The organism is Pseudomonas lijiangensis (assembly GCF_018968705.1).
GTDB classification, from domain to species: domain Bacteria; phylum Pseudomonadota; class Gammaproteobacteria; order Pseudomonadales; family Pseudomonadaceae; genus Aquipseudomonas; species Aquipseudomonas lijiangensis.
Map to the genome: position 1 here is coordinate 5,702,501 of NZ_CP076668.1, position 26,935 is coordinate 5,729,435.

Consider the following 26,935-nt stretch of genomic DNA (forward strand, 5'->3'; position numbering starts at 1 on the left):
ACCTTCGTCTTTCATGCGCCCCAGTCGCAGACACCCTTGCAGCGCCAGAGTGATTTCGGTCTGCATGTCAGCGAGCTTTTTCTGGATCAACTGATTTGCGGCCAGAGGACGCCCGAACTGCTTGCGGTCCAGCGTGTATTGCCGCGCCGTGTGCCAGCAGAACTCCGCCGCCCCGAGCGCCCCCCAGGAGATTCCGTAGCGGGCCGAGTTCAGGCAAGTAAAAGGGCCTTTGAGACCGCGCACATCCGGGAAGATGTTTTCTTCAGGCACAAAGACGTTGTCCATCACGATCTCGCCGGTAAGGGATGCACGCAATCCCACCTTGCCATGAATCGCTGGGGCACTCAGCCCGGCCCAGCCTTTCTCCAGGACGAAGCCACGAATGTCGCCCTCGTCATCCTTGCCCCAGACCACGAACACATCCGCGATAGGGCTATTGGTGATCCACATCTTGCTGCCGGTCAGGCGATACCCGCCGTCGACCTTGCGCGCCCGGGTGATCATCGCACCCGGATCGGAACCGTGATCAGGCTCGGTCAGACCGAAACAGCCGATCCACTCGCCGGACGCCAGCTTTGGCAGGTACTTCTGCTTCTGGGCCAGGGTGCCGAACTCATTGATCGGCACCATCACCAGAGAAGACTGCACACTCATCATGGAGCGATAACCCGAATCGACGCGCTCCACTTCCCGCGCAATCAGTCCGTAGCTCACGTAATTCAGGCCGCTGCCGCCGAACTCTTCCGGAATGGTCGCACCCAGCAAGCCGACCTCGCCCATTTCACGAAAGATGGCGGGATCGGTCTGCTCATGACGAAAGGCTTCAAGCACCCGGGGAGCGAGCTTGCTTTGGGCGAACTGTTCAGCACTGCGCATCACCATGCGCTCTTCTTCTGTGAGCTGTTGATCCAGCAGCAGCGGATCGATCCAGTTGAAGCTTGCTTTACCACCCATGACTCACTCCTCGCGTCGCTCGCAAATGTTGTGAAGTGATCCTAGACCCGCTTTCACAGGGCGACAAACGACGATTACTCAAGCTCTTGTGCTAATTTCTCACTCCGTAATCCCTATAACCGCCATATTTATCAACGACGAGTGAGGCCAGCGTATATGCGGCGAAAAATCCCCAGCACAGCCGCACTCGTCAGTTTCGAGTCCGCCGCTCGCCACGAGAGCTTTACCAAGGCGGCAAACGAGCTTTCACTGACCCAAAGCGCCATATGCCGACAGATCGGCAGCCTGGAAGAGTTCCTGGGCGTAGAACTGTTCCGACGTTCCAGGCGTGGCGTGAAGCTGACCGAAGCCGGCCTTTCCTACAGCCGTCGCGTTGCCGCGCAACTGGATGCAGTGGAGCGCGATACGCTGTCGATCATGGGTCAGCAAGGTGCCAATGTGATCGAACTGGCAGTCGTGCCTACTTTCGGCACGCAATGGCTGCTGCCGCGACTCAAGGATTTCCAGCAGCGCCACCCTGAAGTCACGGTCAACCTCACCAACCGGACTCGCCCCTTCCTGTTTGCCGACACCGATTTCGACGCCGCCATCTACTTTGGCGATGCCGACTGGCCAGGCACCGAAGCCCATCGCCTGATGGGCGAAAACCCCATGCCGATCTGCAGTCCGGCGTTCATGCAAGGTCGTGACAACCTGGATGCCAAGCAGATCGCCGAGATGCCATTGCTGCAACAGACCACGCGCCCTTACGCCTGGCGGCAGTGGTTCAACGCGCAGCACCTGAATATCCCCCGCGACATGACAGGTCCTCGGTACGAGCTATTCTCCATGCTTGCCCAGGCAGCGATGCATGAGATGGGAATAGCCCTGATCCCTCCTTTTCTGATCCAGCGTGAGTTACAGGAAAAACGGCTGGTCATCGCCAACACCCACGCACTCGACAGCATCAAGGCCTACCACTTGATGATTCCGGAGCGAAAAGTCGAATCAGCGTCTTTACGCGCATTCAGGGATTGGCTGATTGAGCAGGCAAAAGGCTACAGGCTGCCGCCAGCAAGGGATTGAGACACGAAACCAGAAAGTAGTGCAGCCTTATAAACACCTACAAATGTAAGGTTTTGTCGCTTCATGACAATCTTTCACCACGTCGCAAAAAATTGACTCATGCTCTTTATTTACGGGCTCTCTAGCTTATTTTTAAGAGTTGAGGGCAAATCACTGAAAAAATCCTCTTTTCCACACTTTCCAGATGGAATCTCCTGAAAGCCCTATAAATAAAGGCTTACAGCCATTACTTGCGACAATAGGTCACAGGATGACTTGTAGTTAATTTATAGTCTCGTTACAGAATGTGTTGAAGCCCTCCCGACTTCAATTGCAGAATGCTCCGCCCCCAAGGCTTTCAAGGCCTCGAGGCATGCTGATCGGCCACCCCAGACGCACCAGCCGTAGTGCGCTGGCCTATTTATGAAGATAAAAAGATCACGCAGGAGATTTGACGTGCACATTGGTGTTCCTCTTGAAACCCAAACGGGTGAAACACGGGTTGCTGCCACCCCGGAAACCATCAAAAAGCTGATCAGCCAAGGCCATAGAATCACTGTGCAAAGCGGAGCGGGCATCCATGCCAGCGTGCCGGACAGTGCCTATGAAACAGCGGGCGCCACCATCGGTGGAGCAAGCGAAGCCTTCGCAGGTGAGCTGATCCTCAAGGTCACAGCCCCCAACGACAGCGAACTGGCTCTGATAAAGAGCGGCACGATCGTCATCGGGATGCTCAACCCGTTCAATAACGAGACCATCGCCAGGCTGGCCGAACGCGGCATCACCGCTTTCGCTCTGGAAGCGGCACCGCGCACTTCCCGCGCGCAAAGCCTCGATGTGCTGTCGTCCCAGGCCAACATTGCCGGCTACAAGTCTGTGCTGCTGGCAGCCCATCACTACCCCCGCTTCATGCCGATGCTCATGACAGCTGCTGGCACCGTGAAAGCTGCCCGGGTTCTGGTGCTCGGTGCCGGTGTTGCCGGGTTGCAGGCCATTGCCACTGCCAAGCGACTGGGTGCGGTAGTAGAGGCTTCCGACGTGCGACCTGCCGTCAAAGAGCAGATCGAGTCCTTGGGCGCCAAATTCATCGACGTGCCGTACGAAACCGATGAAGAGCGCGAGTGCGCCGAAGGGGTTGGCGGCTACGCACGTCCAATGCCTGCAAGCTGGATGCAGCGTCAGGCCGTCGCCGTGCATGAACGCGCCAGACTGTCGGACATCGTGATCACCACCGCACTGATCCCCGGCCGCAAGGCGCCGGTGCTGCTCAGTGCCGAAACCGTGGCACAGATGAAGCCCGGCTCGGTGGTCATCGATCTGGCTGCGGCACAAGGCGGCAACTGCCCGCTGACAGTGGCCGATCAGGTGGTGGTGGAGCACGGCGTGACCATTGTCGGCCATACCAACCTGCCCGCTATGGTCGCGGCTGACGCCTCGGCGCTGTACGCACGCAACCTGCTGGACTTCATGAAGCTGCTGTTCGACAAGGACGGCCAGTTGCAGATCAATCTCGAAGACGACATCGTCGCCGCGTGCCTGATGTGCCGCGACGGCCAAGTCATTCGCAAGAACGGCTGAGGACAAGACAATGGAAGAGTTGATCTCCCCTGGTATCTATAACCTGATCATTTTTGTACTGGCGATCTATATCGGTTACCACGTGGTCTGGAACGTGACGCCTGCCCTGCACACGCCGCTGATGGCCGTGACCAACGCCATTTCCGCCATCGTGATTGTCGGCGCCATGCTCGCCGCCGCCCTGACGGTGACGCCGCTGGGCAAGATCATGGGCACGCTTGCCGTGGCCCTGGCTGCCGTGAATGTGTTCGGTGGCTTTCTGGTCACCCGGCGCATGCTGGAAATGTTCAAGAAAAAAGCACCCAAGGCAAAAGACGAGGTGCAGAAGTAATGAGCATGAATCTGGTCACCCTGCTGTATCTGGTCGCTTCGGTCTGCTTCATTCAGGCGCTCAAAGGACTCTCGCACCCCACAACCTCCCGTCGCGGCAACCTGTTCGGCATGCTGGGCATGGGCCTGGCGGTGATAACCACCGTCGGCCTGGTCTTCAAACTGGCGGCCCTTTCGACCGTCGAAGGCACCAGCGCGGGCATTGGCTATATCGTGGTCGGCCTGCTGGTCGGCGGCACGGCGGGGTCGATCATGGCCAAGCGTGTCGAGATGACCAAAATGCCGGAACTGGTCGCCTTCATGCACAGCATGATCGGCCTGGCAGCGGTGTTCATCGCCATTGCCGCCGTGGTCGAGCCGCAATCGCTGGGCATCGTGCGCAACCTTGGCGATTCGATCCCCACCGGTAACCGCCTGGAGCTGTTCCTCGGCGCAGCCATCGGGGCAATCACCTTTTCCGGATCGGTGATCGCCTTCGGCAAGCTGTCGGGCAAGTACAAATTCCGTCTGTTCCAGGGCACACCGGTACAGTTTGCCGGACAGCACAAGCTGAACCTGATTCTCGGGCTCGCCACGCTGTTCTTTGGCCTGACGTTCATGTTCACCGGCAACCTGACCGCCTTCGCCATCATGCTGGCCCTGGCCTTCGTGATCGGCGTGCTGCTGATCATCCCGATTGGCGGCGCTGACATGCCCGTGGTGGTGTCGATGCTCAACAGCTATTCGGGCTGGGCGGCAGCAGGTATCGGCTTTTCGCTGAACAACTCGATGCTGATCATTGCCGGCTCGCTGGTGGGCTCTTCGGGCGCGATTCTGTCCTACATCATGTGCAAGGCCATGAACCGCTCGTTCTTCAACGTGATCGGTGGCGGTTTCGGCGGCGCAACCGAAGCCGGTGGCCCGGCAGGTGCCAAGGAAGCGCGTCCGGTCAAATCCGGTTCGGCCGACGATGCCACGTTCCTGCTGACCAACGCCGACACCGTGATCATCGTTCCAGGCTACGGCCTGGCAGTCGCACGGGCGCAGCATGCACTCAAAGAGCTGACTGAAAAGCTGACCCATCACGGCGTCACCGTGAAATACGCCATCCACCCGGTCGCGGGCCGGATGCCCGGGCATATGAACGTGCTGCTGGCCGAGGCCGAAGTGCCTTACGACCAGGTGTTCGAGATGGAAGACATCAACTCTGAGTTCGGTCAGGCTGACGTGGTGCTGGTGCTGGGCGCCAACGACGTGGTCAACCCGGCAGCCCGCAACGACCCCAAATCGCCGATTGCCGGAATGCCGATCCTCGAAGCCTTCAAGGCCAAGACGATCATCGTCAACAAGCGCTCCATGGCCAGCGGTTATGCCGGTCTGGACAACGAACTGTTCTATATGGATAAAACCATGATGGTGTTCGGAGACGCCAAAAAGGTGATCGAGGACATGGTTAAGGCTGTGGAAAACGCTTAGCCTCCAACCCGCCTGAAAGAGCCCCAGTGCGTTCTGCGCCTGGGGCTTTTTGCATTCCGCGTAACAGTGTTTTGCCTTGAAAGGCCCTAATTAGAGCCCTCCAATGCGACCTTGGTCGCGGGACGGAAAAACCCCAAGTCTCTAGACTTGACCCTCGCTTCCACCTTCGAGACAGAATCCATGTACCGCGACCGTATACGTTTGCCTTCTTTGATGAGCAAGGTAATGAGCGCAGCAGAGGCTGCAGCGTTGATTGAAGATGGCATGACCGTCGGCATGAGCGGCTTCACCCGCGCCGGTGAAGCCAAGGCCGTTCCCCATGCACTGGCCGAACGCGCCAGAGTGTCGCCGCTCAAGATAAGCCTGATGACCGGCGCCAGCCTGGGCAACGATCTGGACAAGCAGTTGACCGAAGCCGGCGTGCTGTCTCGTCGCATGCCCTTCCAGGTCGACAATACGCTGCGCAAAGCCATCAATAACGGTACGGTCATGTTCATCGACCAGCACCTGTCCGATACCGTTGAACAGTTGCGCAACCGCCAGATCAAGGCAGTGGATCTGGCCGTCATCGAATGCGTGGCGATTACCGAAGAAGGCCATCTGGTGCTGAGCACGTCGGTCGGCAACTCGGCCAGCTTCGCGATCCTGGCCAAGCAGGTCATCGTGGAGATCAACCTGTCACAGCCGCTGGAGCTGGAAGGCCTGCACGACATCTATATTCCCAGCTATCGGCCGACCCGCCTGCCGATTCCGGTCCTGGATGCCGATTCGCGCATCGGCAGCAGCGCCGTCAAGATCGACCCGGCGAAGATCGTCGGTATTGTCATCAGCGATCAGGCCGACTCACCTTCAACTGTACTGCCGCCGGATGCCGAGACCCAGGCCATCGCCAACCATCTGGTGGAGTTCTTCAAGAAGGAAGTGCGCGAAGACCGGCTGACCAACCAGTTGATGCCGCTGCAGGCGGGGATCGGCACCATCGCCAATGCCGTGATGCACGGCCTGCTGGACTCGCCGTTCCATGACATGACCATGTATTCCGAAGTGCTGCAGGACTCGACTTTCGACCTGTTCGATGCAGGCAAACTGAGCTTCGCATCCGGCAGTTCCATGACCCTGTCCGCCGCCAAGCACGAGCAGGTGTTCTCGGACTTCAATCGCTACAAGTCACGCCTGGTGCTGCGCCCGCAAGAAATCTCCAACCACCCTGAAGTCATTCGCCGCCTGGGCATCATCGGCATCAACACGGCACTGGAGTTCGATCTGTACGGCAACGTGAACTCGACCCACGTCTGCGGCACCCGGATGATGAACGGCATCGGCGGCTCCGGCGACTTCTCGCGCAATGCCCACCTGGCCATCTTCGTCACCAAATCCATCGCCAAGGGCGGCTCGATTTCCAGTGTGGTGCCCATGGTGAGCCATGTGGACCATACCGAACACGATGTGGACATCCTCGTGACCGAGCAGGGTCTGGCCGATCTGCGCGGCCTGGCACCTCGCGAACGCGCCCGGATCATCATCGACAATTGCGTGCATCCAGACTATCGCGAGGCTCTGAATCAATACTTTGCGGCCGCCTGCGCCATCGGCGGACACACCCCGCACATCCTGCGCGAAGCACTGAGTTGGCACATCAATCTGGAAGAGACGGGTCGCATGCTGCCGACCTGAGGAACACAGTTGCAAGTTAGCAAGAGGTTTCTTTGCTCACTTTCCAGCTTCACTCAACCCATCTGAAACAAACTGTACTTCTGTACTGGTCAAAAAACGGCTCAAAACAGCAAAACTCACCAAGCTCGACCACAAAATGCACCATATAAGTGCTAACCGGTACAGTTGCCCCATTTATGAACAAAACAGTGCCTATAAACAGTTAACTGAACCATCACAATACAAATGAACTGTGTCTATAGATACTGGCCGACTGAGAGGAAGATAGGCACCAGTCAAGTCATTCTCTAAACCCGCCACAAGCGGAAGGAAGTCACACCATGGAACGTACAGTCAGTTCCGACCTGTTCAACGAAAGCACCGTCAACACCGCTCAAGCTGCATGGCCTCTGCGCGTACTCGCCAACCTGATGCTCTGGCAGCGTCGCCTCTCCAGCCGCCACCAACTGGCTCGCCTGGATGCACGTCTTCTCGCCGACGCAGGTATCAGCGAAGCACAGCGTTACGAAGAGCTGAGCAAGCCGTTCTGGCGCTAACTGAAGCGCCCGCTGGTCCAGACCTGAAAGGTCTCTCACCAGCACCCCAAATTGTTTAACACAAGGCCCGTCTCAGGTAACCGAGACGGGCCTTGTCGTTTGTGGACTGAAATATCCCGGAACAGGTACAGTTTTACCAAAGAGAATAAATACCTGTACAGTTTGGCCCATGGCTGCTGACAGGTGGGACCGGATTCATCCGGGAAGCTTCATTCGCTGCCAACAGAGATACAGAGAATGTACGGGCCTCTTCCCGGATAAATCCGGTCCCACACAGCCTGCACATCAACCATTCGCCCACCGGCCTGCACCCTGCAATGACAATCTCATGACGGCTGCGATAGGCTAATGCCCACTCCGTCACACTTTGGAATTCCACCATGACTCTGTTCCGTATCCTCGCTGCAGCCGCACTGCTGACAGCGGCTGCCAATGCAAACGCCACCAGCTTCATCGTCACGACCGATGCTGTCGTGGGTGCTGTGGCAGCTTCCAGCGAAGCCACTTCCGATGCCTCTTCTTCCTTGAGAGACGACAAGATCGTCCGCGCCGCCCGTGACGAAGCTGCCAGCTTCGTGGCCAGCGAAGGCGACATCCGCGGTGCTCAACTGGAAGGTGCGTTCCAGCACATTCGCCAGCAATACCCGAACCTGAGCGCAACAGATACACAACTGGCCCAGGCCATTCTGGCCATCTGAACCAGCGACCGGGGGTAGCTCAAGGCCAGGCATTGCGCTAGCCTTGGGCCTCGTTTTGCCAGCCATTGAAAGCCATGCGTTTATTACCTCTTCTGTTTGCAGCTCCAGTCGCCAGCCTGATCTGGGTCAGCCCGGCTCAGGCCTTCGATACGACAACACAGAGCCTGGTCATTACCGGATACGTCACCACTCAGGTCACCACGGCGCCTTTCGACAGAAAGCTGATCCTGGCCGCTCAGGATGATGCGGCTGCCTTCGTCGCCACTGACGGCCAGATCCGTGGTGTCCGGTTGGAATCAGCATTGCGCAACCTGCGAAACACCCAGTCAAAACTTCATGCCAGCGACCTTGAACTGGCAGAAACAATCCTCGTCCAATAGTCACTTTCGACCTCTTTGCGTAACTGGAGACGTTACATGCGTACCCCGCTGATTGCCGCTACCCTTGGCCTGCTAGTAATGGCAGACATTGCCCAGGCCCAGACCGTCGTGGCCACGAGCAATATCATCGTTCGCGCTTTCGGTCGTTCCATCGACTTCACCTCGGACACCACGACCTCCATTCGCGACTCCAAGGTCGTGATCCAGGCCAAAGACGACGCCGCCAGCTATGTCGCCAGCGACGGTGACATCCACGGCGCGCAACTCGATGCCGCTTTCGATACCCTGCGCACCCGCGTGCCTGAAGCACGTGATGCCAGTGACCGGACACTCGCCGAAGCCATTCTCGCTCTGTGAGACGACTTGGCGCCTGGCTGCTTGCCGGCGCATTGTCGCTGGTCGCATCCCATGCTCTTGCCAGCCTGACGCTTGAGCTGCAGACCGACGGCCTGACCCCAGCCCAACAACATGCGAGCCAGACACTCCTTGATGAAGCCATGCGCGCCCTGCCGCCCAGCTTCATCAAGGATCTGGACCGGCGTGTCGAAGTGCGCTGGTCGGGCGATATGCCTGAGAACGCCTATGGCCAGGCTGCCGGTCCCTACCAGCTTTATCTCAATACAAAACTGCTGGCGCCGTTGACCGACGGCTCGGCAGCCAACACCCAGACCGGACGCCCTCACGGCACGGTCCGGCGCGAAATGCTCGCCACGGTTCTGCACGAGCTGACCCACGTCTACGACCGCGCCCGCCTGTGGTCTTCAACGCAACGCGTCCTGATATTCCGCTGCTCACGCCAGCACAGTTCAGCAGGCAACATCGGCCTGCCTGACAGTTGCCGTGGCGAAACCGAGCGACGCTTCACCCTCAGCGATGACCCGCGCCTGCTGGACCTGGCAGGCTGGCCGCAATATGTCGGCCGACGCGGCGAGCGGGAGGAACACAACGGGCAGGTCGCACGCAGCCCGGACATCTACGAAACCACCAGCCCGCTGGAATTCGTGGCTGTGAACATGGAGTACTTCCTGCTCGATCCGGCCTACGCCTGCCGTCGTCCGGCCCTGTACGCCTACTACAAGGAACATTTCGGCTGGGCTCCGCCACAGAAAGACGAATGCCCGTCCTTCTTCCCGTACCTGAATGCGGGGAGCGATTTCGGACGCGAACCTCTGGGCAAGCTTGATCCGGAACGGGTCTATGAAGTCGACTACCTGCTGGCTGAAGCCAACCAGAACTGGGTAAGCCGCTGGGGCCACAGCATGTTGCGTCTGGTGATCTGCAAGCCGGGACGACCACGCGGGCCTGATTGCCGTCTGGATCTGGATCAGCATCTGGTCCTGTCTTACCGGGCATTCGTGGGCGATGTGCAACTGTCCAGCTGGGACGGCCTGATGGGCGCCTACCCGTCGCGACTGTTTGTGCTGCCGCTGGCCCAGGTCATCGACGAATACACCAAGACCGAACTGCGCAGCCTCGCCTCCGTGCCGATCAAACTGTCCCGCCCGGAAATCGAAGGGCTGGTGCAGCATGCGGCCGAGATGCACTGGAGTTACGACGGCAACTATTACTTCCTGTCCAACAACTGTGCTGTGGAAAACCTCAAGCTGCTACGCAGCGGCACCCATAATCCCAAGCTTGTCGGCCTGGACAGCATCCTGCCCAACGGCTTGCTGGAGGTGCTCAAAGGCCGTGGCCTTGCCGACACCAGCGTGCTGGACGATCCAAAGGAAGCGCTGCGCATGGGTTATCGCTTCGACTCCTATCGCGACCGCTATCAGGCGATGTTCGAGGTCTTGAAGAAGCATCTGCCCATCCCGCAGACCACGGTCGAAGACTGGCTGCTGCTGTCAGCCAAAGAACGCAGCCAGTGGTTCGATAAAGCCGATCTGCGCACCAGTGCCGCCATTCTGCTGTTGGAGCAGGCAAGCCTGCGCCGGCAATTGCTGCTGGCCCAGGACGAAGTGAAGCAACGCTATCTCGGAGCAAGGGAGCAGAAAGACGGCAGCGTCTCCCAGGCGTCAAAGACGCTGCAAGAGATTCTCGCCAGCAGCGGCTTTCTCAGCCGTCCGGCCGAACTGCTGGGCAGCAGTGGTTATGGCTTGCCACAGGCGGGCGAGTGGCAGCGGCTTGAAGCCGAGAGCAGCCAGCGCCAGAAGCAATTGAAGCGTCTGACCGGCGATCTCGACAAGGAAGTACGTGCCTTGCTTGAGCCGGAACGCGCCACTGAAATCGCGGCCAACGAAGCCAATCTCAAACAGATGGGTGAACACTTGCGCGAACTTCACAAAGCCGCAGGCGGCTTGCAGTTGCCTTGAATCAGCTGGCCTTCTTTTTAGGTTTCGGTTTCAGGTACTTGGTCAGGCCCTGAAACCACATCACCAGCGAGGTATTACCCTTGATCTGGATGTCCTTGTCCTGAATTCCCTTCATGAACGCCAGTTGCTTGTTGCTGGCCTGCATCGTGGCAAACCCGAAGGCCGCGTCGCGAAAGACAATGGCAAATGCAGGTTCGGCAACTACGCCACCGGCACTGCGAATGCGCTGGCCACTGACGATGAAATGACGAGCGACCTTGCCATCGGCAGTCTGCAACTGAAAGGTCAGCTCCTTGTCGGCAAGCTGCTGCTGAAACGCAGGATTGGTACGGCTGGCCCGAGCCATCAGAAGGCCCAGCATCCAGAGCAGGAAACGAAACTTCATACACATTGCCTCAGCAGAAAGTCAGCTCGGTCAGAGCGAATGGTGGGCAGTGTAGCGGGTTATAGCGGGCAATCGTGTAGGACAATCGTATTTTCGGCGAAGATCGGATCATTACTCCGGAAACGCCGCCCCGCGGGGAGAGCAGCGTTACCGAGCAGATCAGATCAGCGGATGCTGCTGATGCTGCCTTTGTTGCCCGTGACCTTCACATTCACCTTCTTGAAGATGAAGTAGTCCTGAACATTGACTTCATAGCGCGGCGCGACGATCAGGTCGGCACCGGACGATTTGACAGCCTTGTAGGCAGCCGCAGCCTTGGTTGTCGAAACCGGATCAGGCAGAGGCAGGCTCAGACCGCCACCACCACTGGCGCCACCATAAACAACGCCATCGGCGTAGTGGTTATCGCCACCAAAGCTCAGGAAGTTGAACAGAATGTTGGTCGACGATTCGCCGCTGATAGCATCGCCCACTTTGACGTCAGCCTTGAGATCCGTTTTGACCACGCCTTCCAGCGGTGCAGTCGGCTGGCTCACGTTGTAACTCACACAGCCACTGGTGGTAGCGATCAGAGTTGCAAGCGCAGCAGTCATCCATAATTTTTTCATTCTTGATTCCAAGGGTCATTTTTAATGAGGTGCAGCAGGGGCGGCACTTTAAGGAAATGAACCGTTGGAAAAAGTCAGGAGATTCCTACGCTAGAAGAGACAAATAACACCTTGAGGTAGGAAATTTCTAAAAACAATTCGAAAACAGTCAGGCCACTCAAAAACCTAATCAAACGACCATTTATGGCTGTATCAGACAAAAAAACGGGCACCCCATCCAATGGGTATGCCCGTCCGGTGACTGCTCGCCTCCCGCCAAGGCGCGCAGTGGATGTTATGGATTGACGCTGTCTTTCAGAGCCTTGCCAGGCTTGAAGGCAACGGTGTTGCTGGCTTTGATTTTCACAGGTTCACCCGTTTGCGGGTTCTTGCCGGTGCGGGCACCGCGATGGCGTTGCAGGAAGGTACCGAAGCCCACCAGTGTCACGCTGTCCTTGCGGTGCAGTGCGCCGGTGATTTCTTCGAGAATGGCGTTGAGAACGCGGTTGGATTGCTCTTTGGTGAGATCCGCTTTTTCAGCAATAGCGGCTGCGATATCTGGTTTACGCATGTATGAAGCCTCTTTACGGTTTTTTGTTTTTATGTCCCGTACTGCCTTATGCAAAGCAGCGACAAGGTGCCGCAACGGCTCTACGTAGCGGCAGACGTAACCGAGGATGGCATGCCGACGAGGCACGCGCCAGTACATGCGTAACGTTTATAGGACGAAAAAAGCGACCTATCCGACAAAACGCCCCATATTCAGGGCAATAACGCAGGTAACGTCTTGTTCAGGGCCAGTTTTTCCGACACCGCGGCTCCCGTCAGGGCGTAACCCAGCAATCGGCCTTCGGCGTCATGGCAGAGGGCTTTTATCTCTGCACCCTGGCCTTCGACACTCCAGGTTCCTTCGGTACCACGAGGAGGTGGCGAAACCACCAGAGGGCAAACCGGCGTCTTTACAGTGATTGGCATCGGGCCATATTTCACGGCAGTCGGCGTACCCGCGAGAGTCTGCGCCAAGGCACGGGCGCAGCTCATCAACGGCATGACGTACAACAGGTTCAGACCATCGACTTCAGCACAGTCACCCAGGGCATGGATATTGGCGTGGGAGGTCTGCAGGAGCCGATCAACCACGACGCCGCGCCCGGTCAGCAAACCTGCTGCGGCAGCCAGATCGACTCGTGGACGCAGGCCGATGGCCGAGACGACCAGATCGCAGGCAATCACTTGCCCATCGGAGAGATGCGCTTCAAGTGTCTGTTCATTGCGCTGAAGACGGGTAAGAACCGGCCCCAGATGGAAGCGAGCGCCAATGCCTTCGAGTCCCGCCTGCACGGCAGCCGCAGCAGCGGGAGGCAACAGGGTCGGCATGACCTGCTCGCAAGGCGCGACCAGATCGACTTCATAGCCGCCAATAATCAGATCGTTGGCAAACTCACAACCAATCAGGCCGGCACCCAGAATCAGGACCCGTTTTTTGCCTGCGGCTGCAGCGCGAAAACGGGCGTAATCCTCAAGGTCGTTGATCGGGAAAATAACGTCCTGTGCATCCCCTTCCACAGGCACCCGAATGGTTTCCGCTCCCAAGGCCAGCACCAGATCGCGGTAATACACCGCCTCTTCACCGATCCACAGCCGCTTGTGGCCTGGATCGATACCGCTGATGCGGGTATGAGTGCGCACCTCTGCCTTGAGCTGATCTGCCATGGCTCCGGGTTGCGCCATGCTCAGCTCGTCGGCTTGCTTGTTCTTGCCAAAGCCGGTGGACAGCATGGGCTTGGAGTAGGAGCGGCCATCATCGGCCGTAATGAGCAACAACGGCGTTTCGCCGTCCAGTTTGCGAAACTCGCGGGCGAGGTTATAACCCGCAAGGCCGGTGCCGATGATGACGACAGGTGCGCTCATTACTTCTCTCATCAAAAATCCAACGTCATGGTCAGACGCATTACTGTAGGACCGGATTTATCCGGGAAGGGCCTTTACGCTCACTGCATCTTCATCGTCAGTCACAGCGTTCCCGGATAAGTCCGGTCCTACACAAATCAGCCGATTTCAATCATTTCAAAGTCGATCTTGCCGACGCCGCAATCCGGGCAAAGCCAGTCTTCGGGTACATCTTCCCAGCGAGTGCCGGGCGCAATACCGTCATCGGGCCAGCCATCGGCTTCGTTGTAGACAAGGCCGCAGACAATGCATTGCCACTTTTTCATGGTTCGGGTCCCTCGATGATCAGGCTAAATACTGGCGCAGCGGTCGATTGCCACCGGTCCGGGTGCAGGAGTCAAATCCCCGCGAGGTTTGTACTGTCCACGGCAAGCATATGCAAGCCTGTTTGTGATACCGGGTACTCTGCCCATCGTCGGTCAACCCCGGCAATCATGCTAAGCTCGCACTCCTTGATGGCTGCCGATAATCGCTTACCGTGTCCCAGCAAAACCCCGCACTGCCTGCCCCCGTCTGGCTTGAACACGAGCAAATGGCCGATGTGCCAGGCCCCTTGATTCTCGACTGGCTGTTCAACCAGGACTCCCTGACCCGACGCCTGACGCGCCTGTCGTCAGACGGTTTCAGCGTCACGCTGCTGTTTGAAGGCTGGCAGCCGCTGCGCCCTGACGAATGCACCGCGCTTGAGCTACCCGACGCCAGCCTGGGCTGGGTGCGTGAAGTGTATTTACGTGGTAACGGCGAGAAGTGGGTATTCGCCCGCAGCGTTGCAGCACGCAGCGCTTTGCTCGAAGGCGGCTTGAACATGGATGAATTGGGAACACGCTCGCTGGGCGAGTTGCTGTTCAGCGACAAGGCCTTCGAGCGCGGACCGCTGCAGGTCTGTCGCTACCCAGAGGCCTGGCTGCCCGAAGCGGATGCCGCCTGCGATCTGTGGGCACGCCGCTCGTGCTTCAGCCGTGGCCCGCTGAGCGTGCTGGTCGCCGAGATTTTCCTGCCAAATTTCTGGAACGTGCTCATGAGCGAGGAACACTCCTGATGTACCTGTCGCTGCTCAAATCCCTCAATCGCCTGAACCCTCGCGCCTGGGACTTCATCCAGTTGACCCGCATCGACAAGCCGATTGGTGTCTACCTGCTGCTGTGGCCAACGCTCTGGGCCTTGTGGATTGCCGGTAAAGGCTCGCCCTCGCTGGGCAATGTGCTGATTTTCGTGACCGGCGTGTTCCTGATGCGTGCCGCCGGCTGCGTCATCAACGACTTCGCGGATCGCAAGGTGGATGGCCATGTAAAACGCACCGAGCAGCGTCCGCTGGTCAGTGGCAAGGTCAGTTCGCGAGAGGCACTGGCACTGTTCGCCATTCTGGTGACATTGAGCTTTCTGCTGGTGCTGTTGACCAATTCGACGACTGTCTGGCTGTCGTTCGGCGGTCTGGCGCTGGCCGCCTGTTATCCGTTCATGAAGCGTTATACCTATTACCCGCAAGTGGTCCTGGGTGCCGCGTTCTCGTGGGGAATGCCCATGGCCTTCACGGCAGAAACAGGCGCATTGCCTGCCGCCGCCTGGCTGCTTTACATCGCCAACCTGCTGTGGACTGTGGCTTATGACACTTACTACGCCATGGTTGATCGCGACGACGATCTGAAAATCGGCGTGAAATCCACTGCCGTGCTGTTCGGGGATGCCGACCGCATCATCATCCTGACGCTCCAGGGGCTGGCACTGGGCTGCCTGATCCTGGCCGGCGTGCGTTTCGAACTCGGCGCCTTTTTCTACACGGGTCTGCTGGTGGCCGCCGGCTGTTTTGCCTGGGAATACCGGACCACCCGCTTCAAGGACCGGGACGCCTGTTTCAAGGCTTTCCTGCATAACCACTGGGCAGGCCTGGTCATTTTCCTGGGTATTGTGGCGGACTACGCACTGCGCTGATTTCAGGCCCCATGCTAGCCTCATCCGAAGATGTCACACGACTGCAATAATTCCGTTATCTAATGCGCCCCAAGACAGTTAAATGACAAGAGGTTCGAGCATGGCTGGCAGGAGCATCCTGATCGTTGACGACGAAGCCCCCATTCGTGAAATGATCGCAGTCGCACTGGAAATGGCTGGCTATGACTGCATTGAGGCGGAAAACTCCCAGCAGGCCCACGCGATTATCGTTGACCGCAAGCCGGACCTCATCCTGCTCGACTGGATGCTGCCCGGCACATCCGGTATCGAACTGGCCCGTCGCCTCAAGCGCGACGAGCTGACCGGTGACATCCCGATCATCATGCTGACGGCCAAAGGCGAAGAGGACAACAAGATCCAGGGCCTGGAAGTCGGTGCCGACGATTACATCACCAAGCCGTTCTCGCCACGGGAACTGGTTGCCCGCCTCAAAGCCGTATTGCGCCGGGCGGGCCCGAGCGACGGCGAAGCGCCCATAGAAGTCGGCGGCCTGCTGCTCGACCCGGTCAGCCATCGCGTGACCATCGATGGCAAGCCCGCGGAAATGGGCCCTACCGAATACCGCCTGCTGCAATTCTTCATGACCCATCAGGAACGCGCCTACACTCGAGGCCAATTGCTGGACCAGGTCTGGGGGGGCAACGTCTATGTCGAAGAGCGCACCGTGGACGTCCATATCCGGCGCCTGCGCAAAGCTCTGGGCGATGCCTACGAGAATCTGGTACAAACCGTGCGCGGCACCGGCTATCGCTTTTCCACAAAAAGCTGAGAGCCGTTTGCATAGAGACACAAGGCAGCAGCCAATGTGTACCCGTCAAGGATGTACCTTTAATTGAATCGAAACTGGCACGGCACGCTGATACGCCACATGTTGCTGCTGGTCACCGCCTGCATGGTGGTCGGCCTGATCAGTGGCGAGTATGGCTGGAGCCTGGCTATCGGGCTGGGGCTTTACCTGGCCTGGACCCTCAAGCAACTGCTGCGCCTGCATGAATGGCTGAGCAACCACAGCACCGACGAGCCGCCACCTGATGGTTACGGCCTGTGGGGCGAGGTCTTTGACAGCATCTATCACCTGCAGCGCAGGGATCAGCGCGTACGGGGTCGCCTCCAGGCAGTCATCGACCGTGTCCAGGAGTCCACCGCCGCCTTGCGTGATGCGGTCATCATGCTCGACAGCGAAGGCAACCTGGAATGGTGGAACCGCGCCGCCGAAACGCTGCTGGGGCTCAAGACGCCTCAGGACAGCGGCCAGCCGGTCACCAACCTGGTGCGCCATCCACGCTTCAAGGAATACTTCGCTCAGGGCAACTACAGCGAACCGCTGGAAATCCCCTCGCCGACCAAGGATCACCTGCGCATCCAGCTGTTGATTACCCGCTACGGCAACAACGAGCACCTGATGCTGGTGCGCGATGTCACACGGATTCATCAGCTGGAACAGATGCGCAAGGATTTCGTCGCCAACGTTTCCCATGAGCTGCGGACACCGCTGACAGTAATCTTCGGCTATCTGGAAACGCTGCTCGACAACGTCGAAGAGGTCAATCCGCGCTGGGTTCGCGCGCTGCAACAGATGCACCAGCAAGGCGGGCGCATGCAGACGCTGCTCAACGATTTGCTGCTGCTGGCCAAGCTGGAAGCCACCGACTACCCCTCGGACAACCATCCGGTGGCCGTAGTGACGCTGCTCAAGACCATCAAGGCCGATGCTCAGGCCTTGTCAGCCAGCAAGAATCACCAGATCACCCTCGACGCGGAAAGCGACATGCAGCTCAAGGGCAGCGAAACCGAGCTGCGCAGCGCGTTTTCCAACCTGATCTTCAATGCCGTGAAATACACGCCGGCCGAAGGCAATATCCGTATTCGCTGGTGGACCGACGACCGCGGTGCGCACCTGAGTGTGCATGACTCGGGTATCGGCATCGAAACCAAGCATCTGCCGCGTCTGACCGAGCGTTTCTATCGCGTCGACACCAGCCGCGCCTCCAATACCGGCGGTACCGGCCTGGGCCTGGCCATCGTGAAGCATGTGCTGCTGCGCCATCGCGGCACACTTGAAATCAACAGCGTAATGGGCAAAGGCAGCGTATTTACCTGCCATTTCGCCGCCATTCAGTTGGCAAAACCCGGAGATGTGGATCCAGACTACTAGGCAAGCTTGCTGCGAGCCGCTACATTGCCCCGTTCATGGCGCCATTTCCTGTGCTGCACGCCCTTACCTTGAATAAAACGGATTCCGCAAAACCCCACCATGGACCCATCCCCTAGTTTCACCACGGCTTCACTCTTCGCCGATTTCGGCATGATTCTTTTCGCACTGTTCCTGGTCCTGCTCAACGGCTTCTTCGTTGCAGCAGAGTTCGCCATGGTCAAACTGCGCTCGACCCGCGTCGAGGCCATCGCCAAGAAAAACGGTTGGAGCGGCCACATCCTGCGCACGGTTCACGGGCAACTGGATGCTTACCTGTCGGCCTGCCAGCTGGGCATCACCCTCGCCTCCCTCGGCCTGGGCTGGGTCGGTGAACCGGCCTTCGCCCACTTGCTGGAGCCGCTGCTCAGTGCGATGGGCGTGGAATCCGCAGAAGTGATCAAAGGCGTGTCGTTCTTCACGGCGTTTTTCATCATTTCCTACCTGCATATCGTGATCGGTGAACTGGCTCCCAAATCCTGGGCCATTCGCAAGCCTGAGCTGCTGTCGCTGTGGACTGCGGTGCCGCTGTATCTGTTCTACTGGCTGATGTACCCGGCCATCTACCTGCTCAACGCCAGCGCCAACGCCATTCTGCGCATTGCCGGCCAGGGCGAGCCCGGCCCGCATCACGAACACAGCTACAGCCGCGACGAGCTGAAACTGATCCTGCACTCCAGCCGTGGCCAGGACCCCAGCGATCAGGGCATGCGCGTGCTGGCTTCGGCCGTGGAAATGGGTGAGCTGGAAGTGGTCGACTGGGCCAACTCCCGCGAAGACCTGGTTTCCCTGGACTGCAACGCGCCGCTCAAGGAAATCCTGGCCCAGTTCCGTCGCCACAAATTCAGCCGTTATCCGGTCTACGATGCCGAGAACAACGAATTCGTCGGCCTGCTTCACATCAAGGATCTTCTGCTGGAGCTGGCGGCACTGGACCATATTCCGGAGTCCTTCAACCTCTTCGAACTGATCCGCCCGCTGGAGCGCGTTTCACGGCACATGCCGCTGTCGCAACTGCTGGAGCAGTTCCGCAAGGGCGGCGCGCATTTTGCGCTGGTGGAAGAGGCTGACGGCAAGATCATCGGCTACCTGACCATGGAAGACGTGCTGGAAGTGCTGGTCGGCGACATTCAGGACGAGCACCGCAAGGTCGAGCGCGGCATCCTCGCCTACCAGCCGGGCAAACTGTTGGTACGTGGCGATACCCCGCTGTTCAAGGTCGAACGCCTGCTGGGCATCGACCTGGACCACATCGAGGCCGAAACCCTGGCTGGTCTGATCTACGAAACCCTGAAACGGGTGCCGGAAGAGGAAGAGCAGATGGAAGTCGAAGGCCTGCGCATCATCATCAAGAAGATGAAAGGCCCGAAGATCGTACTGGCCAAGGTGCTGAAGATCGATTGATTGCGTTCGCGAATGAATTCGCTCCTACGGTGGGAGCGAATTCATTCGCGAAGCTACAGAAGCCCTAATTCCCGCCCACAGCGAAGTTGGGCAGGCTCTGGACCGGCGTGGCGAATTCATAAGGAATGGATTCCAGCGCATTACCCGTATTGCGCTGGATGACAAAGTGCAAATGCGGGCCGGTGCTGTTGCCGGTATTGCCGGACCGCGCCAGCGGGCTGCCGACATGCACTTGCTGCCCTTCCCTGACACTCACCGAACCGCGCATCAGGTGCAGATAGACGCCCATGGTGCCGTCATTGTGCAGGATCCGCACAAAGTTGCCTGACGGGTTCGAGCCTCGGCCTGTCTGGTTGTTCTCGACTTTCACCACCGTGCCTGCACGCGCTGCGATGATGGGCGTGCCTTCCGGCATGGCGATGTCCATCGCGTAACGCCCTTTCGGACCGTAATGGCTGTATTTGCCACCAGGCCCCTGAGTCAGGCGGAACGGCCCGCCCACCCAGGGCAAAGGATACTTGTAGGCCTGAGTGGCCCGCTTCGAATCGCCCAGCGTGGAAGTCAGTATCGAGGCATAGTTCATGGCCTTGCCCGCCTGTTTGGGGCTCAGCACGATCATGCGTTCGTTGCTGCGCGCAGGCACCGTGCGGCGGATGGTTGACGAGGATCCCGTAATCCCCAGCACGTTACTCAGCCCGGAAAGCTTGAGCTCCACTTCAACCGGCGCATACAGGTCGTTGCGCACATACAGGCTATGCACGCCGCCTTCTTTCTTGACGCTCAAATGCACCTGCTTCTCGAAATGCTCGACCATCCGGTCCCGGAACACCACCACAGAAGCACCGGCGGTGGGACGGTCGGAAAAGGCAACGACGCCATCGGCATCGACGGTTTTATAGATCGTGACTGCTGCGGCCATTTGCGAGGCCAGCGTCAGGGCAGTCAGGATCAGCAAGCGTTCGAGCATCGGAAGTGTTCTGGATAATGGGCAACAGGGGCCAAGCCTAGCAGCGTTGGGGACAGAAAAGGACACTGCCGTATCAATAGGCCATGGACCGAGCGTCAATAAATGCACGCCAGGGTGCTGCTGCGCGGTATGTCCGGCACACCGCGCAGGTCAGGATAAATTATGAAAAGGTGTAATTTTTCAGGTAGGTCACGGAAAACAGTGCGTCAGGGAAGTCCAGTTTCAAACGCGGCAAGACAAATCCGCCGCACGAGCGACAGGTGTCGAGCACGGTAAAGAATCTGATATGGGTCAGGCGCGTGGTTGCCATGTCCTCTTTCAACACCGTCGCGATCAATCGCTCCGCATCGAGGTCACGGCTGAAATCCCGGATCACTGTACGAGAGGCATCCCGCACAACCGGCAGGCTGGTAAATCGTGGATCGGGATTGCGACCTGCCATTCGGCCACGGGCATCGCGGAATATGATGCCATCCAGTATCTGCTCGGTAGTTTCAGCAGAGTCGATCCGCAATTTGAGAGGTTTCGCTTTCTCTCCTCCGGAAAGCGCGTAATACACCACTCGATCCCCGGACTCGGTATAAACCTGTGCAAAGGAAAGATTTGCCCCCTTGATCTGTTTCAGAATCGCTTTTGTGGCCTTGGGAGTAACAATGCTCTGAATATTCAGCGCCTCCCATTTGTCTTTTGAACCCGCTACCGGCAAAAGCCTGTTGAGCACCTCCATGATGTGCTGCTTTTCGGGCACGCTTCTCTGGGCAATCTTCTTGAAGTCGGGAATGCATTGCTTGGCAAGTTCCACGAACTTCTTCTGGATCTCTTCGCCTGCCAGGATGTTACTGGCAAACCCCAGAAGCGCATTATCTTCCTTGTTGGCAAGACACCACTGCACATAGTCATCATAGGAAGAGATCTGCTGCCCCCATGAAACCTTCCACGCACTCCGTTCAGACTCATCGAGCAGATCGAACAGCAGACGCGCGATATTTTCACGATCCGTCTCTATATTCGGACGCTCCCGCACCAGCCTGTATTTCTCCGACACACGAATAAACTCATTGATCTCGTCAGCATCTGTAACACGGGAAAACCTCAACGCAGTCTGGGCAGACTCAGGGGTTCGCGTCTTGTAGAAAACACCCGTGTCAGGCTCCACGAAAATCCAGTCTGTATTCGCATGCTGCAGTCGCGCTCCGCGCAGCGTGCGAGTGTCCTTGACGCCATGAGCGATGGCTCCAAATTCGACAACAGGAGCGAACTCATAAATGAAGGCCGTATCTTCGGGGGAATAGTTTGGCGGCACCCCCAATCGACCTGAACCCGAAAGCACCCCATCCAGTTCCGGCAGGTAAACCGGTATTTCAGGTAATGAGAAAAGCTCCAGTTCCTCCTGGGAAAGCGGCATGACCATCTTCCCGACCGCTGCGGTCTGTGCCGACGTCGAGGGGGTTACTTCAGGTTGCTCGGCCCATTTGCAGAACTTCCCCTCATAAACGAAGACATCGAGACTTTGAGAGGTTTCTCCGGCCCCCGTGGTCAGTCTTTCCAGTGTGAACTCACGGGCATCCATGGCATGACTCGGATATTTGCCGGTTCGCTTGGGAGAGGTCGACCCAGGTACCAGTGGCTCTGGAACCGGCGTCGCCAGCTTGATACCAGTCGCGCAGGGCACCAGCTCCAGGTTGCGGCGTGCCCGGCACGCACTTTCGATTTCCTCCAGCCCGTATGCCTCGCTGGAGAGCTTGCTGACCGCCAGCTTGCGCATGGCAGCATCCGGTTTGCCAGCTTCGAGATGATAGCGTTCGCCATCGACCAGGATATCGAACACCCCTTCCCCTCTTTCAATGACATGGACACGACAGCCTTGGGCAATAGACAGCTCGGTGAAGCCATCCACTTTCGAAGTGACCGGCAATACAGTCGGATAGTGGCCAGGAACAATGCCTTCGCTTGCAGACAACACTGAAAACTCCAGCGGTCCGGTTTTCGAGATCGTTGTCAGTTTTTTCCCGAAAACTGCATCGGACTCAGGATCGAGCAGTCTGAAATCCGGCTCCTGCGCAGTACCGATATTGCGTACAACGACATCAGGTCGGCCATCGACAATGGCACGTCTGTCGAGCGCCTTCACCTTGGGGCTCCATGGGTGCTCAGCACTGTCCGTTACCCGATACATGCCCTTGTCGAAGCAAAGGCCGCTTTCCAGAGCCCCCCGGGAAGCAAAGATCCTTTTCAACGAGGGCACCTGCTCCAGTAACCTCGTCCAACCCAGCTTGCCAGCCTTGAAAGCGAGCCTGCCCACATCTCGCACGGCAAACAGGGCGCTCTGTTCTGCCAGCCCGACTATCAGACGAGCCACCGCCTTGCCAGTCAGGCTGAATATCGACAGCACACTCATTTCACCGGCCTTCAGGACAATCCGCGCCGTCGAGCCGACGAATTGCCCGGCAGGAATCAATGCGAAAGCCACCTCCGCCACACAGCCGACAATGACTCCGGCAGAGTGATTGTCGTGAGCCAGATCGGTGATACAGCCATAGAAGGGAATGATCAGACGTGCCGCAATATCGGCATATTCCCGCTCTTTGGCCCATAACTGTTCCCACTGGGTCACATGTTCATGTTCAGCCCTGCTTCTTTCCAGAAAGCGGGCGAGCAAATGGCCTGCGGCAACCTGCACAAAAGCATCAAGCCTGGCCTGCTCACTCCCGCCGGGAAGATAAATGAGTCCGGGGGCCGGAATCAGTGTTCCCAGGCGCGGCTGGTGGTATATCGCCGAAGAGCGAGAAGCCGTGCCCTTGAGATAAGCGTCGCTATCGAGGGGTAACAATGGGGTAATCGGTGCCTGGGCGATTTTTTCGGCATTACGCTGCCTTTTCTCGACCGTTTCCACGATATTCCCGCTAAAACCGGTTTCGAGTTGAACGGTGTACTGGAAGCGTTGCTGGACTTTACGGATGACCCCGCCAGCGGGGATCAATTCATGAAACACCTCCTCGGCGACCTTGTGCTCGTGAAAGTCAGCCCGATGATCACCCGGCTGGCAACGAATGAAGAGCCCCTGGACACCCTCTCCGTCAGCAAAGGCTACCCGGCTCACTTCACAGGTCGAGTTCAGCAGGGCCGTTCGATCTGCGACCTGCATCTCGGACAACAGGCGCCTCATGACTCTGGCTTCAGCACGGATCAGCGCTTGCCGGAATGAGTCGAACGCACCGTCATAGGCCTCGGGAATCGACGGTTTTCCTTTAATGTAAGCCTCTCCCATCATCACCAGCTCCACGATTGTGGCCTGTGGGCGCCCCACAGCCAGCAGACGATCAATGGAGTAGGTGTTCGAGATGGTAAAGCCATGTTCCTGCAGTATTGGCCAGTTGTGAACCTTGATGGCGACCTCCCAGAGTCGACGGTCAACATTGGCCTCGATCAGCATTTGTTCGGCAAGGCGCTTGCGATCCGGCGGTTTGATACTCAACAAGTCATTCAATTCAGAGGCGTGCAGCTCCTGCTGAGCCTTGAGATAGCTCAAGGCCTGCCTGACCTGCGCGGGGCTTGCCCGGTCGAGATCGTCGATACTCCACTCAATGGCGCCATGCGCAATGGCGTAACGCAAAGCCGGAATGACCAGGCTGTTTGCCCACAAGGCATGGACAGTGGCATCGGTTGACCGGGTCAACTGCGCGCTGATCTCGATAACCTCATCGTATTGAAGCGCAAGGGAATGGCCCGTTCGCAGGCTTTCGAGCAATGCCACACCATGAGTCAGCGCCACGCTTTGCAGCGATCGGCCGTATTGCAGATGATCGGGAACACCTTCCACCAGCAGCTCGGGCATCGTTTCGCGTAGCAACAGGTAATGCAGCATCTCGAGCACCGGCGAGGACACGCCGGGCAGGCGAGTCTTGATATCGTCCCGCAATCTCGCGCAAAGCTGGACATGACTGTAGCCACAGACCCACGCGCCGCGCAGCGTCTTTGCCAGCGGCTCGGCAAAGGCATCGGTGGCCCCGAGGAAGTAATCGACTATGGCACGCCCGGCCAGCGCCTGGGTAATACGCGGCGAGGCCTGCTGACTGCTCAGGGCTCCGAACCACTGCATGCGGTTGAGCAGCGAGGTAAACATGGCCTTGAACCGAGCGGTCTGGATCAACGCATACCAGGTATGTGCGGGCCTCCAGCGCAAGGCATCGGTTTCAGGCCTGCACAACAAACCGATCCCAAGCTCCCGGAACAGCTCATCGGCATTGTGCACTGCGCTCCAGGTGTCCAGGCGCGGCACATGAACATCCAGCCCCCGTGACGTGAGCATCAATTCGCTGACCTCGGGACTGGACTTGAGCGCCGAATCCAGCAGCACTGTGGCCAGCGCAATGGCTGACTCGAACGTCAGACCTGCATGCTTGAAACGCAGCTCGATCGCCAGCGAGAGCGCACGCATGCCAGGGGCAGCCTTTGCAGTGGCGATGGCCTGGGATAACCAGGCATCGTCATCGGAGTTCACGGCATAAGCGACTGCCTTGCGATAGAACTCGGCCCGACTGGCGAAAGGTGTGGGTGTCAGGAAGTCGATCTGCAAACCTGCGCAACGCGGGTCGTTTTCGGAGGTTGCCTTCAGATAGAACTCAAGTTGCCACCATGTCGCAACTTCCGCCAGCTTCTGATCGAGCGCAACCGACAAGGGCCGGTCACGGTATTCGCCGGACGGCAACATCCGGGCAATCGCGTCATAGACCACGCTCAACGGAGCACGGTCTTTTTCGTCCCTGGCGGCAGATATACCGCTATAAAGCACATGCCCGGAACTGTGCGCGATCCACTCACCGATAGACATCAAGCGGGCGCCACGCCTGAACTGCACCATCCACAGGCGAAGATCCTGCGGGACTGCCGTCAACAGCCCGCCAAGTTCAGGATAATCCTTGAGGTCCAGTACAACCTCCTCGCCCCGATAAGGGCGAAGCCCGTACAAATAGTCATTCAGTTGCGCCCTGCCCGTTTCGGAGCTGACCGTCGACTCGTCGAGCCACGCCAGTCGGGAAAAGAACTGATGCACCAACCAGGGCGTCACCTCGGACAGAGAGGTCGCCATTGCATCGGCATAGAGCTTCCAGGCTTTTTCGCTCTGGTAAATCAGAAACAGTTTCTGTCCCTGAGGCGCTCTGGGGTTTGCAATGCTGGCGTTCGAGAAACTGCTGTCATCCCCGAGCAGATGCTGGAGAACGAGTCGGGTCACCCGAAAATGCTCTTCGGGCAAGGCCTGAGCATCGACCCTGTAGTGTTCGCCAGCATCGACGCCCAGGGCGTGATGGATATTGAAGAACAATCGACGGGCACTGATGGTCTGGATATTCAGCGATTGAGTTATGGTAGGCGTCATTTGGGTAGTCTCGTATGCATATTTCATGCGGCGAGACAGACGGAACAGGCAATAACCAGCCTCCGAAACCGGAAAGCCAGCATTTATTACGCAGGAAAGTTCTGAAACGGGGATATCTGGAAGATCGTCTCGCGGATAAATCCGCTCCTACCACAGGAGCGAATTCATTCGCGAAGGGGTCGACAATCAGGCGCCAGGAACGAAATGCTTCTGGGCGGTGCCGCGGGCGATCAGGCGCGACAGGTAGTCGAGCTTCTGGGCATCCTGGTCGACGAAGCGGAAGGTCACTTGCAACCATTCGCTGTCAGGCTTCTGCTCGAAGGCGACGACGGCATGCAGGTAGCCATTCAAGCGTGCCACCTCATTGTTCTCACCCTGCTCAAGGTCAATCACGGCGCTGTCGAGAATCTGCGGCAGTGCGTCGGTGCGACGAATCAGCAGCAAGGCTTCTTTCAGGCTCAGGGTCTTGATGACGCATGGCTGATTACCGTTGGGCAGACGCAACTGGCCTTGGCCACGCCCTGCCGGCTCGGAGGTCTTGGCGGCCACTGGCGGTGCCTTGGCGATGCCTGCCGATGCAGGTGCCGCCGGTGCAGCAGGTGCTGCGCTACGGACCACTTCGGCCTTGCCGCCGGTCAATGCGCTCAGGGAGTCATTGAGCGGAGAGTTCATGCGCGCCGGAGCACCGGACATCACCAGATCAAGCTTGCCCACCTTGGCCAGGGCCTTCTTGACCTTGGTCAACAACTGTTCGTTGGTGAACGGCTTGCCAACGAAATCGGTTACGCCAGCCTGGATGGCCTGGACGACGTTTTCCTTGTCGCCACGACTGGTCACCATGATGAATGGGACGGTCTTGAGGTAATTGTCTTGCTCACGACACCAGGCCAACAGCTCCAGCCCGGACATTTCAGGCATTTCCCAGTCGCAGAGAATCAGATCGTAGGTCTCGCGAACCAACAACGCCTGGGCCTTGCGGCCGTTGACCGCATCCTCGGTATGAATACCGGGGAAATAATTGCGCAGCCCTTTTTTTACCAAGTCGCGGATGAAAGTCGCGTCATCCACCACCAATACACTGACTTTACTCATCGACGCTCCTGCGGGCGTGTTCACCTTGAAGGTGAACCGCGGTATGCCAACACGCCCTTTGTTTCGGC

The 26,935-nt window shown here is 58.2% G+C and carries 24 protein-coding genes (1 of these 24 only partly in view); 15 read left to right on the plus strand and 9 right to left on the minus strand.

Going from position 1 to position 26,935, the window contains the following annotated elements; translation table 11 throughout:
- Positions 1-954, minus strand: partial view of an acyl-CoA dehydrogenase gene (locus KQP88_RS24420; RefSeq protein WP_200994362.1) — the 5' portion only. Its footprint begins 228 nt before the window's first position; the window shows 954 of its 1,182 coding nt (coding positions 1-954); its start codon is at positions 952-954; its stop codon lies beyond the left edge, outside the window.
- 156 nt (positions 955-1,110) lie between these two features.
- Here KQP88_RS24420 and KQP88_RS24425 point away from each other — a divergent pair, with 156 nt between their 5' ends.
- From KQP88_RS24425 to KQP88_RS24470, 10 genes are all read left to right on the plus strand, one after another.
- Positions 1,111-2,019 carry a LysR family transcriptional regulator gene (locus tag KQP88_RS24425; RefSeq protein ID WP_216704420.1) on the plus strand — a complete coding sequence of 303 codons (909 nt, stop codon included), beginning with the start codon at positions 1,111-1,113 and terminating at the stop codon, positions 2,017-2,019.
- Positions 2,020-2,454: 435 nt separating this feature from the next.
- Positions 2,455-3,576 (plus strand): Re/Si-specific NAD(P)(+) transhydrogenase subunit alpha, encoded by a 1,122-nt coding sequence (locus KQP88_RS24430; RefSeq protein WP_216704421.1) that lies wholly within the window; start codon positions 2,455-2,457, stop codon positions 3,574-3,576.
- Positions 3,577-3,586: 10 nt separating this feature from the next.
- Positions 3,587-3,907 carry an NAD(P) transhydrogenase subunit alpha gene (locus tag KQP88_RS24435; protein WP_025262526.1) on the plus strand — a complete coding sequence of 107 codons (321 nt, stop codon included), beginning with the start codon at positions 3,587-3,589 and terminating at the stop codon, positions 3,905-3,907.
- Entirely contained in the window at positions 3,907-5,361 is a 1,455-nt protein-coding gene (locus KQP88_RS24440) for an NAD(P)(+) transhydrogenase (Re/Si-specific) subunit beta (RefSeq protein WP_216704422.1), read from the plus strand. Before KQP88_RS24435 ends, KQP88_RS24440 begins: the two co-directional genes overlap by 1 nt.
- Before the next feature lie 180 nt (positions 5,362-5,541).
- Complete coding sequence (locus KQP88_RS24445; protein WP_216706038.1) at positions 5,542-7,035, plus strand: acetyl-CoA hydrolase/transferase family protein; 1,494 nt, start codon at positions 5,542-5,544, stop codon at positions 7,033-7,035.
- A gap of 320 nt (positions 7,036-7,355) precedes the next feature.
- On the plus strand, positions 7,356-7,571 hold the full coding sequence (locus KQP88_RS24450) for a DUF1127 domain-containing protein (protein ID WP_025262529.1): 216 nt from the start codon (positions 7,356-7,358) through the stop codon (positions 7,569-7,571).
- Between the two features lie 380 nt (positions 7,572-7,951).
- The gene (locus tag KQP88_RS24455; protein ID WP_216704423.1) at positions 7,952-8,269 is read left to right on the plus strand and encodes a DUF2388 domain-containing protein; all 318 of its coding nucleotides are present in this window, start codon (positions 7,952-7,954) and stop codon (positions 8,267-8,269) included.
- Between the two features lie 74 nt (positions 8,270-8,343).
- On the plus strand, positions 8,344-8,649 hold the full coding sequence (locus KQP88_RS24460; protein WP_025262531.1) for a DUF2388 domain-containing protein: 306 nt from the start codon (positions 8,344-8,346) through the stop codon (positions 8,647-8,649).
- Between the two features lie 36 nt (positions 8,650-8,685).
- Positions 8,686-9,006, plus strand: coding sequence for a DUF2388 domain-containing protein (locus tag KQP88_RS24465; protein WP_025262532.1), 321 nt, complete (start codon positions 8,686-8,688; stop codon positions 9,004-9,006).
- Complete coding sequence (locus KQP88_RS24470; protein WP_216704424.1) at positions 9,003-10,964, plus strand: DUF7844 domain-containing protein; 1,962 nt, start codon at positions 9,003-9,005, stop codon at positions 10,962-10,964. The genes KQP88_RS24465 and KQP88_RS24470 overlap by 4 nt, the downstream gene beginning before the upstream one ends.
- Position 10,965: 1 nt before the next feature.
- On the opposite strand, the gene KQP88_RS24475 is transcribed toward KQP88_RS24470, so the two are convergent.
- From KQP88_RS24475 to KQP88_RS24495, 5 genes are all read right to left on the minus strand, one after another.
- Positions 10,966-11,349, minus strand: coding sequence for a helicase (locus KQP88_RS24475; RefSeq protein ID WP_216704425.1), 384 nt, complete (start codon positions 11,347-11,349; stop codon positions 10,966-10,968).
- A gap of 164 nt (positions 11,350-11,513) precedes the next feature.
- Positions 11,514-11,957: a hypothetical protein gene (locus tag KQP88_RS24480; RefSeq protein ID WP_216704426.1), complete on the minus strand. Its 444-nt coding sequence runs from the start codon at positions 11,955-11,957 to the stop codon at positions 11,514-11,516.
- 274 nt (positions 11,958-12,231) lie between these two features.
- Positions 12,232-12,507, minus strand: coding sequence for an HU family DNA-binding protein (locus KQP88_RS24485; RefSeq protein ID WP_025262535.1), 276 nt, complete (start codon positions 12,505-12,507; stop codon positions 12,232-12,234).
- A 191-nt stretch (positions 12,508-12,698) separates the two neighbouring features.
- Positions 12,699-13,847, minus strand: a complete 1,149-nt coding sequence (locus KQP88_RS24490) for an NAD(P)/FAD-dependent oxidoreductase (protein ID WP_216704427.1) — start codon at positions 13,845-13,847, stop codon at positions 12,699-12,701.
- A gap of 137 nt (positions 13,848-13,984) precedes the next feature.
- Positions 13,985-14,152 (minus strand): rubredoxin, encoded by a 168-nt coding sequence (locus tag KQP88_RS24495; RefSeq protein ID WP_216704428.1) that lies wholly within the window; start codon positions 14,150-14,152, stop codon positions 13,985-13,987.
- 212 nt (positions 14,153-14,364) lie between these two features.
- On the opposite strand from KQP88_RS24495, the gene KQP88_RS24500 reads away from it, so the two are divergent.
- From KQP88_RS24500 to KQP88_RS24520, 5 genes are all read left to right on the plus strand, one after another.
- Positions 14,365-14,925 carry a chorismate--pyruvate lyase family protein gene (locus tag KQP88_RS24500; protein WP_216704429.1) on the plus strand — a complete coding sequence of 187 codons (561 nt, stop codon included), beginning with the start codon at positions 14,365-14,367 and terminating at the stop codon, positions 14,923-14,925.
- Positions 14,925-15,815: a 4-hydroxybenzoate octaprenyltransferase gene (gene ubiA / locus KQP88_RS24505; RefSeq protein WP_216704430.1), complete on the plus strand. Its 891-nt coding sequence runs from the start codon at positions 14,925-14,927 to the stop codon at positions 15,813-15,815. Before KQP88_RS24500 ends, ubiA begins: the two co-directional genes overlap by 1 nt.
- 100 nt (positions 15,816-15,915) lie before the next feature.
- Positions 15,916-16,605, plus strand: a complete 690-nt coding sequence (phoB, locus tag KQP88_RS24510) for a phosphate regulon transcriptional regulator PhoB (RefSeq protein ID WP_216704431.1) — start codon at positions 15,916-15,918, stop codon at positions 16,603-16,605.
- A gap of 63 nt (positions 16,606-16,668) precedes the next feature.
- Positions 16,669-17,991: a phosphate regulon sensor histidine kinase PhoR gene (gene phoR, locus KQP88_RS24515; RefSeq protein ID WP_216704432.1), complete on the plus strand. Its 1,323-nt coding sequence runs from the start codon at positions 16,669-16,671 to the stop codon at positions 17,989-17,991.
- 99 nt (positions 17,992-18,090) lie between these two features.
- A complete protein-coding gene (locus tag KQP88_RS24520; protein ID WP_200994375.1) occupies positions 18,091-19,431 on the plus strand; it encodes a hemolysin family protein in 1,341 nt (446 codons plus the stop codon).
- A 64-nt stretch (positions 19,432-19,495) separates the two neighbouring features.
- Here KQP88_RS24520 and KQP88_RS24525 read toward each other — a convergent pair whose 3' ends face one another.
- The 3 genes from KQP88_RS24525 to KQP88_RS24535 form a co-directional block, all read right to left on the minus strand.
- On the minus strand, positions 19,496-20,398 hold the full coding sequence (locus KQP88_RS24525; protein WP_200994376.1) for a peptidoglycan DD-metalloendopeptidase family protein: 903 nt from the start codon (positions 20,396-20,398) through the stop codon (positions 19,496-19,498).
- Positions 20,399-20,558: 160 nt separating this feature from the next.
- Entirely contained in the window at positions 20,559-25,775 is a 5,217-nt protein-coding gene (locus KQP88_RS24530) for a deaminase domain-containing protein (RefSeq protein ID WP_216704433.1), read from the minus strand.
- A gap of 186 nt (positions 25,776-25,961) precedes the next feature.
- Positions 25,962-26,867, minus strand: a complete 906-nt coding sequence (locus tag KQP88_RS24535) for a response regulator (protein WP_216704434.1) — start codon at positions 26,865-26,867, stop codon at positions 25,962-25,964.
- Positions 26,868-26,935 lie beyond the last annotated feature (68 nt).